This is a genomic window from Pseudomonas nicosulfuronedens (assembly GCF_005877905.1).
Taxonomy (GTDB): Bacteria; Pseudomonadota; Gammaproteobacteria; order Pseudomonadales; family Pseudomonadaceae; genus Pseudomonas; species Pseudomonas nicosulfuronedens.
In genome coordinates this window covers 14,390-28,696 of sequence record NZ_SWDV01000048.1, presented here as the reverse complement: position 1 = coordinate 28,696, position 14,307 = coordinate 14,390, and the positions used below count along the sequence as shown (strand labels likewise).

The 14,307-nt window shown below is 63.6% G+C and carries 12 protein-coding genes; 10 read left to right on the top strand and 2 right to left on the bottom strand.

Going from position 1 to position 14,307, the window contains the following annotated elements:
* Positions 1-108: 108 nt before the first annotated feature.
* Positions 109-783 carry a TetR/AcrR family transcriptional regulator gene (locus tag FAS41_RS27355; RefSeq protein WP_138526474.1) on the bottom strand — a complete coding sequence of 225 codons (675 nt, stop codon included), beginning with the start codon at positions 781-783 and terminating at the stop codon, positions 109-111.
* Positions 784-836: 53 nt separating this feature from the next.
* Between FAS41_RS27355 and FAS41_RS27350 the strand changes: the two genes are divergently transcribed.
* A complete protein-coding gene (locus FAS41_RS27350; protein ID WP_138526473.1) occupies positions 837-1,973 on the top strand; it encodes a Gfo/Idh/MocA family protein in 1,137 nt (378 codons plus the stop codon).
* Positions 1,974-1,987: 14 nt separating this feature from the next.
* Here the strand turns inward: FAS41_RS27350 and FAS41_RS27345 are convergent, their stop codons facing one another.
* Positions 1,988-3,163, bottom strand: a complete 1,176-nt coding sequence (locus FAS41_RS27345) for a helix-turn-helix transcriptional regulator (protein ID WP_138526472.1) — start codon at positions 3,161-3,163, stop codon at positions 1,988-1,990.
* Between the two features lie 129 nt (positions 3,164-3,292).
* Here FAS41_RS27345 and FAS41_RS27340 point away from each other — a divergent pair, with 129 nt between their 5' ends.
* The 9 genes from FAS41_RS27340 to FAS41_RS27300 all read left to right on the top strand — a co-directional run bounded on the left by FAS41_RS27340 (position 3,293) and on the right by FAS41_RS27300 (position 14,282).
* Complete coding sequence (locus FAS41_RS27340; protein ID WP_138526471.1) at positions 3,293-4,303, top strand: alcohol dehydrogenase catalytic domain-containing protein; 1,011 nt, start codon at positions 3,293-3,295, stop codon at positions 4,301-4,303.
* 51 nt (positions 4,304-4,354) lie between these two features.
* Complete coding sequence (locus FAS41_RS27335; RefSeq protein WP_138526470.1) at positions 4,355-5,554, top strand: sulfotransferase family protein; 1,200 nt, start codon at positions 4,355-4,357, stop codon at positions 5,552-5,554.
* On the top strand, positions 5,551-6,717 hold the full coding sequence (locus tag FAS41_RS27330) for a DUF1214 domain-containing protein (protein ID WP_138526469.1): 1,167 nt from the start codon (positions 5,551-5,553) through the stop codon (positions 6,715-6,717). Before FAS41_RS27335 ends, FAS41_RS27330 begins: the two co-directional genes overlap by 4 nt.
* A gap of 45 nt (positions 6,718-6,762) precedes the next feature.
* Positions 6,763-7,263: a VOC family protein gene (locus FAS41_RS27325; RefSeq protein WP_138526468.1), complete on the top strand. Its 501-nt coding sequence runs from the start codon at positions 6,763-6,765 to the stop codon at positions 7,261-7,263.
* Positions 7,264-7,278: 15 nt separating this feature from the next.
* Complete coding sequence (gene cysD, locus FAS41_RS27320; protein ID WP_138526467.1) at positions 7,279-8,178, top strand: sulfate adenylyltransferase subunit CysD; 900 nt, start codon at positions 7,279-7,281, stop codon at positions 8,176-8,178.
* Positions 8,178-10,079, top strand: a complete 1,902-nt coding sequence (gene cysN, locus FAS41_RS27315; protein WP_138526466.1) for a sulfate adenylyltransferase subunit CysN — start codon at positions 8,178-8,180, stop codon at positions 10,077-10,079. Before cysD ends, cysN begins: the two co-directional genes overlap by 1 nt.
* 80 nt (positions 10,080-10,159) lie before the next feature.
* Positions 10,160-11,119, top strand: coding sequence for a DHHA1 domain-containing protein (locus FAS41_RS27310; RefSeq protein ID WP_138526465.1), 960 nt, complete (start codon positions 10,160-10,162; stop codon positions 11,117-11,119).
* Between the two features lie 234 nt (positions 11,120-11,353).
* Positions 11,354-12,196 carry an oxidoreductase gene (locus FAS41_RS27305; RefSeq protein ID WP_138526464.1) on the top strand — a complete coding sequence of 281 codons (843 nt, stop codon included), beginning with the start codon at positions 11,354-11,356 and terminating at the stop codon, positions 12,194-12,196.
* A 298-nt stretch (positions 12,197-12,494) separates the two neighbouring features.
* Complete coding sequence (locus FAS41_RS27300; protein WP_171049563.1) at positions 12,495-14,282, top strand: DUF1302 domain-containing protein; 1,788 nt, start codon at positions 12,495-12,497, stop codon at positions 14,280-14,282.
* Positions 14,283-14,307 lie beyond the last annotated feature (25 nt).

Below are 14,307 nucleotides of genomic sequence, written 5' to 3'. Positions count from 1 at the left end.
CGACGCATGAGAGGCAGGTGGGGCATCGGGATTCGCTCGCATTGTTGTTTTTATTACATCGAATTATTGAACGATGTTCTTATATGTGTCCACGATTTTTGCTCCGTTCTATTCCGGCAACCCCATGCCGCGCAGGAACAGCCCGAGGATGCGCGCGGCTTCTTGCTCCGACTCTCCACCCCGATCATTCAGCAGCAGGAAGCCATAACCGCCGGTGCATAGGCTGGCCAGGTCCTGTGCGGCTAGGTCCATATCGCCGGCGCCCAGTTCGCCGGTCTGTTGCAGATGGCTCAGGTAGGCGCGCAGCGGCTCCAAGGTTTCGAGGCTCGCCTGGTGGATGGCCTGGGCGACATCAGGGAAGCGTGGGCTTTCGAAGATTGCCAGGCGTAGGAGGGCGAGGCTGTCCGGATCGCGCGCTTCGTCGATTAGAACCCGGATGAATTCGCCGATGACTTCCGCTGGACGACGGCCATCGATGCGCACCTGCTGCAAGGCGGCTCCGGGGGCATGGCAGGAGCGTTTGGTCACCGCGCGAAACAGCCCTTCCTTGCCACCGAAGTGCGCGTAGATGGTGCTTTTGCTGACACCGCTGGCCGCCGCGATTCGGTCTATGGTGGCTGCGCCGAAGCCTTCCGCAAGAAAGTGCTCCCGCGCCAGAGTCAGCAGATGGACGTGACGCTGCTCGGCCTGTTGGCGATTTGGGCGGCCACGCGGGGTGGTCGTCGCGGTTCTTTCTCGTTTCATATTATGAATGGCGTTCCTAAAGTTCTTGTGCTCTTTCATCGTTACCGTGAATACTAATCGAACGACATCGTTCAATTAAGCGAGGTGGCGATATGGCTAGCAAGGTCAGAGTGGGAATCATCAGCGCGAACTGGAGCCTGAAGGTGCATGGCGCGGCTTGGCGCACTCTACCGGGTGTAGAGGTGGCTGCCATCTGCACGGCGCACCGCGAGACGGCTGAGGCGGCGGCGCGCGAATTTGGCATCGGCAAGGCGTACTGGGACCATCGACGGATGCTCGATGACCCCGAGCTGGAGATCATCGACATTGGCACCCGGCCGTCCATTCGACAGTCGATGGTGCTCGATGCGCTGAACGCTGGTAAGCATGTCTACAGCGCCTTGCCCTTCGCCACTGACCTCGCGCATGCCCAGGCGATGGAGGCTGCGCGCGGACGCAACCACGTGGTTGGCGTGGTCGACGCGCAGTTCCGCTGGATTCCCGCGGCGATTCGGATGAAGCAGCTGATCGAACAGGGCTTCCTCGGGCGTCCGCTGGGGTTCAACGTGCAGTTGCTGCTGCCGCTGTTCCGTGACGGTGGCTTCGTCTATCCGCATTGCGCCTACCCAGGCGGCGGTCTGATGCCCTACAAATGGCTCGCTGACCGGGCCAGCGGCGGCAGTGGCTGGCGCAACTTTGCGACCCACTCGGTACTGCTGCTGACGCACCTGTTGGGGCCGGTCGCCCAGGCAAGCGGTTGTGTCGACATCGGCGTGCCGCGTTGGGAGCTGCCGGACGGAACGACACTGCAGGCGGGCAACGAAGACCTCGGCGTCGCCACCTTGCGCCTCGACAATGGCGCCATCGGCAGTCTGCAGGCCGGTTGGTGCGTACCCGACGCCCAGGGTTTGCGCCTGGAAGTGTGGGGGGATCGCGGGCGCCTGCTGCTAGTCGATCCGTCTTTTGGAGACGGGATTTCAGCGCAGCTGTACGGCAGCGACGCCCGACCGGTCGCCTTCGGCAGCAGCGCGGGGGAATGGTTGGAAGTGCCGGACGAGCTGTTCGCGGTGCCGGGAACAACGTTCGATGTGAACAACGCCCCGCCGGTCATGCTCCCCATGGCCTGGATGTTCCAGCATATGCTGGCGGCCATCCGAGGCGAAGAGCCGGCCTCGCCGAGCTTCGCTGAAGCCGTGCATGCGCAGTGGGTGGTAGAGCAGGTACTGACTTCGTCCGCCGCCGTTGCCTGACGGGCTCGGCGGTCTCAGCCCGCACCGAGGCGGGCGACGCTGCTCAGGACCAGGCGCACCAGGTCGGCCTGGCCCCGAGTGGCCGTCTTGGCGAAGATCTGCTTGGAGTAGGTGCGCACGGTCTGCTCGGTCAGCCCCAGGAATTGGGCCGCTTCGACCAGGCTGCTTCCCTGTGCCAGACGAAGTGCCAGCGATGCCTCGGTCGCGGTTAATCCGAGGAGCTTCATCAAGGGGTTCTCATAGTCGAGGGCCTCCGACACCCGGGCTTCGCTCCTGAGGTGGAGGACCAATGCCGGGCTGCTCTGGCAGACATGTCGCAGGGGACTGTGCAGCGCCCGCGCCAGCAACTCGAGGGGTGTCATCCCGGCTACGCGCATGGCGTGGCAGCCGGACGCTGATTCGTCGCCCAGGGCGTCTTCGAGCAGCGCTTGCAGGGCGCTGTCGTCCGCGGCAGCGGTCAGTTTCAACCGGTTGCCATGAATGCCCAAGGCTGGGTGCTCGGCGATGATGCGTCGCGCCGATTCATCTATTTCTAGCACTTCGCAGCGGCCGTCGAGCAGCAGGCTGCCGATACCGTAGTGCCCCAGTGCGTCGCGATAGACGCTCTGCTGGACGCTGCCCTTGGCGAGCACGGCGAACACTTTCAGCGCGCTGGACAGATGCGGTGCTAGCGCCCGCATCAGGGCCAGCTCCGCGGGTTCGTATGCGCGCGCTGGATGGCGCCGGGCGAGGGTGAGCCAGGCGCGCAGGCCGCCGGGTTCGGCAACGTGCAGGATCACCAACTGGTCCATTCCCGCCGGCCTGAGGAACTCGCGATGGAAGCGCCGCCCCTCCGGGCCGGCCTGGGCCAGGATGTCATCCAGCCGGTAAAGCGTGCCGGGCTGCATATCCAAGTAGTCGATGGGGTCGAGCCGGGCGTAGGTATCGCGATAGGGACGTTCGTGCCGCCCGCAATCCCAGTCGGCGTCCTGGATGGCCTGCCTGTGTTGCGGCGCTCCGGCCAGGCCATGGAAGGCGAGATTCGCATAACCGCTATCCAGCCGGTCCCGCAGCGCGCGCAGGAAACCGCGCCAGGGCGCCGCCTCGATCGGCCCTTCGTAGAGCGACTGCAGCAGGGCGTCGTCGGTGACCCGCTGCGCGCCGTCGGCAGGCGATTGTGGCGCGGGCGGGGTGGCGACTCTCGAAATCATAACTCTCTCCCCAAATGGGAATGGGTTTGCACGCTGCGTGAGTTCATTATTCGGAACGAGATGCGAATTCCTAAACAAAAAGGTAGCCAAAGGCCGCCTGCAGAACAATAACCGGGAGGCACGCGTTCCATGAAAGCAGCAATCTTCAGGCAGGCAGGACAACCCCTGGCAGTTGAGGACGTTCCCGACCCGACTCCGGGGCCAGGCGAGATCGTGGTGCAGGTGGGGCGTTGTGGCATTTGCGGCACCGATCTGCACATGACCAGTGGTCATGGTTACACCTATCCGGCGGGAACCACCCCCGGCCACGAGTTCGCGGGCGAGGTGGTGGCGATCGGCGGGGGGGTGCGCAAGCTCAAGGTGGGCGACAGGGTCGCGTCCCTGCCGATGACTGGGTGCGGGGCATGCATCGCTTGCCAGGAGGGTACGCCGTTCTTCTGCAGCCAAAGCATGCGCGGGCTTCCGGGGGCCTTCGCGCAGTACACCCTAGCGACCGAGCGTGAGAGTGTGAAGCTGCCCACCAGCCTGAGCCTGGCCGACGGCGCCTTAGTGGAGCCGCTCGCTGTGGGGCTGCATGGCGTGGCTTTGGCACAGATGGCACCCGGCGCGCGAGTGCTGGTGCTGGGGGCGGGGCCGATCGGGCTGGCGACCGTGTTCTGGGCGCGCCGCTTGGGCGCCGGAGCCATCGCCGTCAGTGCCGCTTCCCGGCGCCGCGAGCCTCTGGCCAGGGAGATGGGCGCGGACGCTTTCCTCGATCCCGAGCTAGCACCGGAGCAGGCCGCGCAGGCGGCACTCGGCGGCGCGCCGGACCTTGTGTTCGAGTGCGCAGGCGCCCCCGGGCTGATCGCCCAGGCAGTCGGCGCCGTGCGCAGTCGGGGAACGGTGGTCGTACTCGGTTGCTGCAGCGTGCCGGACACCTTCGTCCCGGCAGCGGGCCTATTCAAGGAGGTCCGACTGCAGTTCGCCAACACCTACAGCGTGGCGCAGTTCGAGCACGTGGCGCGGACGCTCGATGCCGGCCATCTGGAGCCGCGTGCGATGGTCACCGACACCGTCGGCCTGCAGGCCCTGCCGGCCACCTTCGAGGCGCTCCGCGAACGCACCGCGCAATGCAAGGTCCTGCTCGACCCCTGGCGCTGAGCGTCGAACCCACGCGAATCGCTATCACCAGCTGACCCTGAGGAGAATATTGTGGCAGCACCCGCGCGCTTCACCGGCAGCGAGGCCCTTCTGCATGAATCGGCTTCGCTCGCCACCGGCCTGGAGGATTTCGGCCGCGACGACTACCTGGACGGCCTCGGTGTCCTTTTGAAAGCCCTGGATACCGACCTGCAACCGACCGCGATGGGGCGGGAAATCGCCTGGGGCATGCTGGTCGGGGTTATGAGCGCCCGCCTGCATACCCAGGAAGGCTGGCGCCGTCGCCCGGACTGCCTTGGCCATCACATACGCCGCCCGCTGGTCATCACAGGCATGCCTCGCAGCGGCACCACCGCCCTGCACAAGTTGCTGGCCTTGGACACGCAGTTCCAGGGGCTGGAGCACTGGCTCAGCGAGACGCCCATGGTGCGGCCGCCACGGGCGAGCTGGGAGGGCAATATCCACTTCCAGCGTTCCCGGAGGAACCTCGAGCAGTTCTTCGCGATAGTTCCGGAGCTGCGCGCTGGCCACGAGATCGTGGTGGATGAGGTGGACGAATGCCTTGAGATTCTCAAGCAGTCCTTCGTCAGCAACTGGTTCGTCGGCAGCCTCGGCGTGCCGAGCTATGACGCCTGGTTCCTTGGCCAGTCGGAGCTGCCTTCCTACCGCCGCTACGCCGATGTTCTGCGTTTGATCGGCGCGGACGAACCGGACAAGCCTTGGCTGCTGAAGAACCCAGGGCATATCGCCCAGCTCGAGGCGCTTCTCCAGGTATTCCCGGACGCCTGCGTGGTGCAGACCCATCGCGATCCGGCGCAGGCGCTGCCGTCACTGTGCAGCGTCCTGAGCATGGCCCGGCGCGTGGTGGAAGGCGAGGGCGTGCAGCTCCTCGGGATTGGTGGCCGCGAAAGCGCCTATTGGCGGCAGGCTCTCGATCGCGCCGTGGAACTGCGCGAGTCGCTCGGCGGGCGGGTTTTCGATGTCGATCACCGGCGCTTCCACAGTGACCCGCTGGGGGTAGTCAAGGCGCTGTACGGCCACTTCGGGTTCACCCTAGACGCCGAGGTGGAACAGCGAATGGATCGCTGGATCGCCGAGAGCCCCACTACTCGGCACGGCGAGCATCGCTACACGCCGCAACGCTTCGGCTTGGAGCAAGAGGCGATCCGCCGCGAGTTCGGCGGCTATTCCCGCCGATTTGGCCTGGCCGGCGTCACCGATGACACTCGAGAAGGGGAAGTGCAGGCATGACGTTGCTTTCGTGGAACCACTACCTGGAATTGCTGCAGCCGGCCGAGGAACTCCTCGAACTGACTTGGGCGCCGGGCGACGAGCAGATGCGCGCGGACCTGTACCGCCAGCAGTTGATGAATCTGGCGCTTGGGTACTTCCTGTACTTCCAGGCCGACCCTGCCCATCCGGACTGGGCGCCGTTCCTAAACTCGGTGTTCCTGCTGCAGCCAAACCCGGACGACACTTACTACCTGGCGCCGATCTGCGGCGAGGGCACCTACCGGATCAGTGGGGAGCGGGGCAGCGTACACCTGCTGCTGTTCTCCATCGGCAAGGACATGATGGGTCTAAGCGAGCAGCCGGGGGCGACCTTCGCCAACCACGATGCCGAAACTCTGAGCCTGGCCGAAGGGGGCGCCTTCGAGGTGCTCCTGAGCCGCGAGCGCCCCGACGGCCATGCGGGGGACTGGTGGGCGCTGGACCCCGAGGCCACCTACGTCATGGTCCGCCAGCGCTCCTACCGGTGGGGCGTCGAACGGGACGCGCGGCTCGCCATCGAGCGCCTGGACGCGCCGGCGGCCGACGCCCGCCTGGAGCCGGCCGAAGTGGATCGACGCATGCGCGAGCTGCTTGGCGGCTTCACCCAGCGGCTGACGCGGATGTGGCTGCGGCACCAGAATGGCCTGCGCGACCGTGGCCAGGTCAACCGCCTGGAGCTGACGACCTTCGGTGGCGCCGTCAGCGGTCAGTCCTACTGGCAGTCGGTCTTCGAGGTGGGGCCCGACGATGCCCTGATTCTTGAGGTCCGGTTGCCAGAGACGTGTCGCTACTGGAACGTTCAGCTCAACGATCCGCTGTTCAACGCCATCGACTACTTGCGTCATCAAAGCAGCTTGAATGGGAGCCAGGTGAGCGTCGATGCGGATGGTTGCTTCCGCGCTGTGATTGCACAGCGCGACCCTGGCGTCGCCAACTGGTTGGATACCGGCGGCTATTCCCAGGGCACCCTGATCGGCCGCTGGTACGAAGCCAGTTCCCATCCGCTGCCGACCCTGACCCGCGTCCCGCTGAGCGCCCTGCGCGAGCGGTTGCCGGCGAGTACTTCAATGCTGACAGCAGAGCAGCGGCGGACCGCGCTCGCGGATCGGCGTCGCGGGGCGCAATTGCGCCGCCGCTGGTGACGCCGCGAAGAACAGCATCAGAACAACAAAAACGAGGACAAGGCCATGAATACTGCTTCGCTGCACAACGGCTGCCATTTCCTACCGGGGTTCTTCCAGATCGCCTACGTCACCACCGACCTGGAGCAGGCCATGCGTACCTTCGACGAGCAATACGGCGTGAAGCGCTACTTCGAACTGCGCGATGTCGCCTATGACGAGCGCACCCGTGTTTCCATCGCCACCGCCTATGCCGGCGACGTGATGATCGAGCTCATCGAACCCAAGGGGGAGGGCGGCAGTATCTATGAGCTGTTGCTGCCCCAAGATGGCGACTTCGCCATTCGCCACCATCACATGGGGCACCTGTTCCAGCGCGAAGAAGATTTGAAGCAGGCCGTGCAGCTTGCTACGCGAAAGGGCCAGGCTATTGCCTACGAGGGTGGAATGGGGGGTGTCCTGAAGGCCGTGTACATCGATACCCGCGACGTGCTCGGGCATTACCTGGAGTACATCCATTGCACTCCCGTCGGTCTGGAGTTTCTCAACCAGGCGCCGCGCAACTAGATGGAGGGCAGGTTCATGACGCTTACCCATCTGCAGCGGCTCGAAGCAGAGAGCATCCAGATTCTGCGGGAGGTGGTCGCCGAGGCGGAGAACCCGGTGATGCTCTATTCCATCGGCAAGGACAGCGCGGTGATGCTGCACCTGGCGATGAAAGCCTTCTATCCCGCCATTCCGCCTTTCCCACTGCTGCATGTCGACACGCGCTGGAAATTCCGCGATATGTACGACTTTCGCGAGCGCATGGTTCGCGAGACGGGCATGGAACTGCTGGTCCACATCAACCCCGAGGGCGTCGAGAAGGACATCAACCCCTTCACCCATGGCTCGGCCATCCATACCGACGTCATGAAAACCCAGGGCCTGAAACAGGCCCTGGACAAGTACGGTTTCGACGCCGCCTTCGGTGGCGCGCGACGCGACGAAGAGAAGTCACGCGCCAAGGAACGGGTATTTTCCTTCCGCTCCGACCAGCACCGCTGGGACCCGAAGAGCCAGCGCCCGGAACTGTGGAAGCTGTACAACGCCCGAAAGCGCAAGGGGGAGTCGATTCGCGTGTTTCCGCTGTCGAACTGGACCGAGCTCGACATCTGGCAATACATCTACCTCGAGAACATCCCCATCGTGCCTCTCTACTACGCGGCGCTCCGCCCGGTGGTGGAGCGCGACGGCACCTTGATCATGGTCGACGACGAGCGCATGCCCTTGCGCCAGGGCGAGACGCCGATGATGAAGAATGTGCGCTTCCGTACTCTGGGGTGCTACCCCCTGACCGGCGCCATCGAGTCCGAAGCCGACACACTGCAGGCGATCATCCAGGAAATGCTGCTGACGCGTACCTCGGAGCGCCAGGGGCGGGTCATCGACCATGACTCCGCCGCCTCCATGGAACTCAAGAAGCAAGAGGGGTACTTCTGATGGCACATGTTTCCGACCTCATCGCCACGGACATCGAGCAGTACCTCAGGAACCACCAGCACAAGAGCCTGCTGCGCTTCATCACCTGCGGTAGCGTGGATGACGGCAAGAGCACGCTCATCGGGCGCCTGCTCTACGAATCGAAGATGCTCTTCGAGGACCAACTCGCCGCCGTCAAGGCGGACTCGAAGAAATGGGGCACGCAGGGTGACCAGATCGACTTCGCCCTGCTGGTCGACGGGCTGGCCGCCGAGCGCGAGCAGGGCATCACCATCGACGTAGCCTACCGCTTCTTTTCCACCGACAGGCGCAAGTTCATCGTTGCCGACACCCCGGGCCACGAGCAATACACCCGTAACATGGTCACCGGCGCCTCGACCGCGGATGCAGCCGTGCTGATGGTCGACGCGCGCAAGGGCCTGCTGACCCAGACCCGGCGCCACAGCTACCTGGTGAAGCTCCTCGGCATCCAGCACATCGTGGTGGCGATCAACAAAATGGACCTGGTCGACTACTCGGAGCAGGTGTTCCGCCGCATCGTGGAGGACTACCGCGAGTTCGCCAGGCGAATCGGCCTGGAAAACGTGACCTTCATACCAATGTCGGCCTTCAAGGGGGACAACATCGTCGCCCCCGGCGCGGCCATGCCCTGGTACCAGGGCACCACTCTGATGGCCCACCTGGAGTCCGTCGAGATCGACGACGAGCGGATGCAGCGCCAGCCGTTCCGGTTGCCTGTGCAGTGGGTGAATCGGCCCAGCCTGGATTTCCGTGGCTTCGCCGGCACCATCGCTTCTGGAGAGGTTCGCCCTGGCGATCGCATTCGCGTACAACCCTCGGGCAAGGAAAGCGGCGTCGAACGCATCGTCACCCGTGACGGTGACCTGCCGCTAGCCGTGGCGGGCCAGTCGATAACGCTCACATTGCGGGACGAGATAGATATCTCCCGGGGGGACGTCATTTCCATCGCCGAGAACCCTGCGGAAGTGGCGGATCAGTTCGAGGCAACCCTGGTCTGGATGACCGAGGAGCCTCTGTTCCCTGGGCGCCCCTACCTGCTGAAATGCGGCACGCGTACCGCGAACGTCCAGGTCAGCCAGCTCAAGCACAAGGTCAATGTGAACACGCTGGAACACCTGGCGGCCAAGGCCCTGGAGCTCAACGAGATTGGCATCGTCAACCTGGCGCTGGACCGGCCGCTGGCCTTCGACGCCTACCGTGACAACCGCGACCTGGGCAGCTTCGTCGTCATCGACCGCCTGACCAACAACACGGTAGGCGCCGGGATGCTGCACTTCGCCTTGCGGCGCGCCCACAATATCCACTTGCAGTCCCTGGATGTGGACAAGGCCGCGCGCGCCCGTCTCAAGAGCCAGAAACCTTGCGTTCTGTGGTTCACCGGCCTGTCGGGGGCGGGCAAGTCGACCATCGCCAACCTGGTGGAGAAGACGCTCGATGCCATGGGGCGACACACCTACCTGCTCGATGGCGATAACGTCCGGCACGGGCTCAACCGGGACCTGGGCTTTACCGAGGCCGATCGCGTCGAGAACATCCGGCGAGTTGCTGAGGTGGCCAAACTGATGGTCGATGCCGGTCTGCTCGTCATTACCGCTTTCATCTCTCCGTTCTGCGCGGAGCGGAGGATGGCGCGCGAACTGCTGGAAGGGGACGAGTTCATCGAGATCTTCGTCGATACCCCGCTGGCGATTGCCGAGGAGCGCGATCCGAAGGGGCTGTACAAGAAGGCCAGGCGTGGCGAGCTGAAGCATTTCACGGGCATCGATTCGCCCTACGAGGCGCCGCAAAGTCCCGAATTGCGGCTCGATACCGTAGGGCTTTCCGCCGAGGACGCGGCCCAGCGGGTGATCGCGGAGCTTAAGGCGCTGGGAATCATCTGAGCCCAGGCGATGGACTTGCCGCTACTGCGGGTGGCCCGCTCGACGGGTCACCCGCGCCCTTCAATAGATGGATCTGGCACATGACGAGTTTCGATGTCTTCAACGGGGACGCCGATGGCATCTGCGCACTCACCCAGCTGCGTCTGGCCTCGCCGCGCGAGGCGGTTCTGGTCACTGGCGTCAAGCGCGACATCCAGTTGCTTGACCGGGTGTGGGCCGCAGCCGGCGATCAGGTCACGGTGCTCGATGTCTCCATGGACAAGAATCGTGCCTCACTCGACCGGCAGCTCGCGGCTGGAGCCGAGGTGTTCTACGTCGATCATCATTTCGCTGGCGAGATACCTGCGGCGCCGCGCCTGCGCACATTGATCAACGAGGCGCCGGATGTCTGCACCAGCCTTCTGGTCAATGGCCACCTGCAGGGGCGCTTCGCGCGCTGGGCGGTGGTCGGCGCCTACGGCGACAACCTCCGGCAAAGCGCGCAGGCGGCGGCTCGGCAACTCGACCTGACGTCGGCGGAGCTGGCCTTGCTGGAGGAGCTTGGCACCTGCATCAACTACAACGGTTATGGCGAACGGGTGGAGGACCTGCATTACGCACCGGATGAGCTCTTCTTGAGGGTCAGTCATTACGCAGACCCGCTCGACTTCATCCGCGACGACCGCGAACACTTCGAACGTCTGCACGATGGTTACCATGAGGACATGCGTTGCGTCGAAGCGCTGGTGCCGCTGTCCTCTGACGGGCGAACGGCCGTTTACATACTTCCCGATCAACCCTGGGCGCGGCGCGTCAGTGGTGTGTACGGCAACCAACTGAGCAACCGCTATCCCGAAAGAGCCCACGCTGTACTGACCCCGAATGTGGATGGCGGCTATGTGGTTAGCGTGCGCGCACCGCTCGCGAACAAGGTCGGCGCGGCAGACTTGTGCCGGCAGTTCCTGACTGGGGGTGGGCGCGCGGCGGCGGCCGGGATCAACCACCTGCCCACGTCGGAATTGGACAACTTCATCGCTCGCTTGCGTGTCGCCTACCGTTGAGTCCGCTCCCAGACGTGTGCCGGCTGTTCGATGCAAGGTGGAGAAAGCCGCCACCTGGCTCGAAGAGACCTATATTGTGTGCGCTATTGTGAATGACGTTCCTTTTTGTGTATGGTGTTTTCTCTCGGAGCCGCACTGGTCAGCTGTCGGCTATCCGGGAAAGCGCTACCCCCCGCGAGGTGGACTTGCGAGCGATAGCGGAGCCAGTTCCCAACAACAAGAAGGAGGTTCCCGATGTCTGCAGCAGTACGAAAGTGGTTGATCACCGGTGTTTCCAGTGGCCTCGGCGAAGCGCTGGCCAAGGCCGTGCTGTCGCGCGGTGAAGTGGTGATCGGCACGTTGCGCAAGCCCGAGCAACTGGCCGCTTTCGAGGCGCTGGCACCGGGGCGTGCCCACGCGCTGGAGCTGGACCTGCGCGACTACCCGCGGGTGCTCGACGTGGTGACCGCCGCAGCGCAACGGCATGGCGGCATCGACGTGCTGGTGAACAACGCCGGCTACGGCCTGGCCGGCGCCTTGGAAGAGGTCAGCGAGCGCGAGGCCCGCGACCAGATGGAAACCAACTTCTTCGGTGCCCTAGCCGCGACCCAGGCGGTGCTTCCGTCGATGCGCGCCAAACGTTGGGGGCATGTCGTGAACATCACCTCGATGGCCGGTTTCATGGGCATTCCCGGCATGCCGATCTACAGCGCTTCCAAGTTCGCCCTGGAAGGGCTGGGCGCGGCCTTGGCCGCTGAAGGCGGGGCACTGGGCATTCGAGTTACTAATGTTGAGCCCGGTGCGCTGCGTACTCGCTGGGCGTCAAGCAACGCCATCGTGCGCTCCGAGCGCGTAATCGAGGACTACCAGAAGACCGCCGGCGCGGTGCGCGGCGGGCTGGAACAAATGGATGGTCATCAGGATGGCGACCCGGCGAAGGCGGCGCTGGCGATCATCGCCGCAGTGGATGCGGAGCAGCCGCCCTTGCACCTGCCGGTTCACCCCAGCGCTTGGAACACCTATCGGTCAGTACTGCAGCAGACTCTGGAACAACTGGATACTTGGCGCAAGGTGAGCGAAGACATCCTGTACGACTGATCCCCTCCGTATTTGCTGATTTCGAACTCACGGTGGCCATTCGCAATGGCCGCCGTAGAGCCGTTTCTGGCATTGGCATGGTCGCAAAAATTCGTTGCAGGTAGCGTCAGATTAGCGATTGACAAGCCCTGAACCATGTACAACTATACGAACGTCGTTCACCAAAATGTAAACGACCGACGCTCACCTTTGCCTGATCTGGAGCGCTCGGAAAACACGTCGGGAGCTGATACACCTCACCTGAACCTCCCTGTGGCCTTAACCGGCTCGGCATAAGAGATGGAGAAAAACAATAATGATGCCTCGCTTCACTCAGCCTCGCTTCGCCTCCTCCAAGCGCCTGCACGCACAAGCGTCCCTGCTGGCCATGGCGGTGGCCGCTGCAGCGGGTAACGCATACGCCGTGGATCTGGACTTCGGCAATTCAGACATCCAGAGTCGTCTGGACACCACCGTGCGCTACAACATCGGCATTCGTGGTGAAAACACCGACTCCCGACTGAAGATGGGACCGGCGGGGACTCCCGACCCAAACAACAATGCCGTCGCGCTGGGGAACAACCGCTTCGACAAGGGGGACGTGATCCTCAACCGCCTCGACATTCTCTCGGAATTCGACTTCATTTTCCGCGACAACTACGGTTTCCGCATGAGCGCCGCTGCCTGGTACGACCCCACCTACGACGGTGGCGTGGACGACCCCAGCTATGGCGATGCCATCTCTCGCGAGTTCTTCAAGAATGGCAAGTATTCCGACTACACCCGCAACTACACCACCGGTCCCTACGCCGAGTTGCTGGACGGTTTCGTCTTCGGAACCTTCGATGTCGGTACCACCACTACCTCGCTGAAGTTCGGTCGCCACAACATCTACTGGGGCAACTCGCTGTTCCCGCAGTCCAAGCAGGCGTCCATCGCATACAGCCAGGCCGCCCTGGACCTGCAGAAGGCAGCCTACAGTCCGGGCCTGGAGGCCAAGGAGCTGTTCCTGCCGCAGACCCAGTTTACCGGCACCCTTCAACTGAACCCCGAATTTTCGCTGGCTTGGCAGTACTCCCTGGAGTGGCGCCGCGATCGTTACCCGGAAGGTGGTACCTTCTTCGAATACGCCGGCCCGGCCTTCTACGGCGCCGACGGTCCGATCATCGGCGAAACCAAGAACAAGCCTGGCAGCGGCCAGCACGACTGGGGCGTCATGGCCAAGTGGCAGCCGGACTTCATGGACGGCGGGAACATGAGCCTGGTATTCCGCGAGTTCCGCGAGAAGACCCCCAACCCCTTCGCCACCGCTGACGACGGCCTGCTGGACAGAGTCTACAACCCGAAGAAGAACCAGCTGTTCGGCTTTGCCATGGAGCAGAACATTGCCAGTGTCAACTGGGGCCTAGAGCTGACCTATCGCAAAAACGCTCAGCTTTACACAACGGTTACTGGCCGCCTGCAACAAGTCGGGCCGGCAATTGTAGGCTTCGACTCGCAAAATGCTCCGCGCGGCGATGTTTACGGCATCGTACTCAACGCTGTGAAGTTGTTACCTGAGACGCCTCTGTGGGATGCCGGTGAGATTGCAGCGGAGCTGGCTTTCCAGCACCTAGACAAGGTTACCTACGACCCCGCCTTCGGCTATTCCATTAATGGCGACTTCACCGCATTGGGCGGCAACAACTTCCCAATGAAAGGGTCCAGCTCGCCTCTTTGCAGCGATGGTAGCCACCAGCCGGGTAGCGGTGATGAGTCATATGGTTGTGCTACGCGAAACTCGACGGTCTTTTCCACCAACTTCACCCCTCGTTGGCTGCAGGTGCTACCGGGTGTCGACCTGAGCGCGCCGGTGTTCGTTTCCTGGGGTGTGCAGGGCAATGCTGCCACCGGCGGCCTGATCGGCGCGGAGGATCAGGTCAGCTATTCGTTCGGCGTTCAGGCCGATATCTATCAGACCCACACCGTCAAGCTCGCTTGGAACGACAGCTGGTCGCCTAACCACAACACTTACACCTCAACCGGGGCGCAGGGCGTGACCGGTGGCGGCACCTGGTGGCAGAACGATCACGGTTGGCTCTCGCTGAGCTTGAAGACCGCCTTCTGACTAACGCAAACTGCACGAATGGATG

Coding starts and splice junctions, on each gene's coding strand:
- cysD (WP_138526467.1), top strand. CDS start 7,279: ATGACGCTTACCCATCTGCAGCGGCTCGAAGCAGAGAGCATCCAGATT.
- FAS41_RS27300 (WP_171049563.1), top strand. CDS start 12,495: ATGCCTCGCTTCACTCAGCCTCGCTTCGCCTCCTCCAAGCGCCTGCAC.
- cysN (WP_138526466.1), top strand. CDS start 8,178: ATGGCACATGTTTCCGACCTCATCGCCACGGACATCGAGCAGTACCTC.
- FAS41_RS27355 (WP_138526474.1), bottom strand. CDS start 783: ATGAAAGAGCACAAGAACTTTAGGAACGCCATTCATAATATGAAACGA.
- FAS41_RS27310 (WP_138526465.1), top strand. CDS start 10,160: ATGACGAGTTTCGATGTCTTCAACGGGGACGCCGATGGCATCTGCGCA.
- FAS41_RS27340 (WP_138526471.1), top strand. CDS start 3,293: ATGAAAGCAGCAATCTTCAGGCAGGCAGGACAACCCCTGGCAGTTGAG.
- FAS41_RS27330 (WP_138526469.1), top strand. CDS start 5,551: ATGACGTTGCTTTCGTGGAACCACTACCTGGAATTGCTGCAGCCGGCC.
- FAS41_RS27350 (WP_138526473.1), top strand. CDS start 837: ATGGCTAGCAAGGTCAGAGTGGGAATCATCAGCGCGAACTGGAGCCTG.
- FAS41_RS27345 (WP_138526472.1), bottom strand. CDS start 3,163: ATGATTTCGAGAGTCGCCACCCCGCCCGCGCCACAATCGCCTGCCGAC.
- FAS41_RS27325 (WP_138526468.1), top strand. CDS start 6,763: ATGAATACTGCTTCGCTGCACAACGGCTGCCATTTCCTACCGGGGTTC.
- FAS41_RS27305 (WP_138526464.1), top strand. CDS start 11,354: ATGTCTGCAGCAGTACGAAAGTGGTTGATCACCGGTGTTTCCAGTGGC.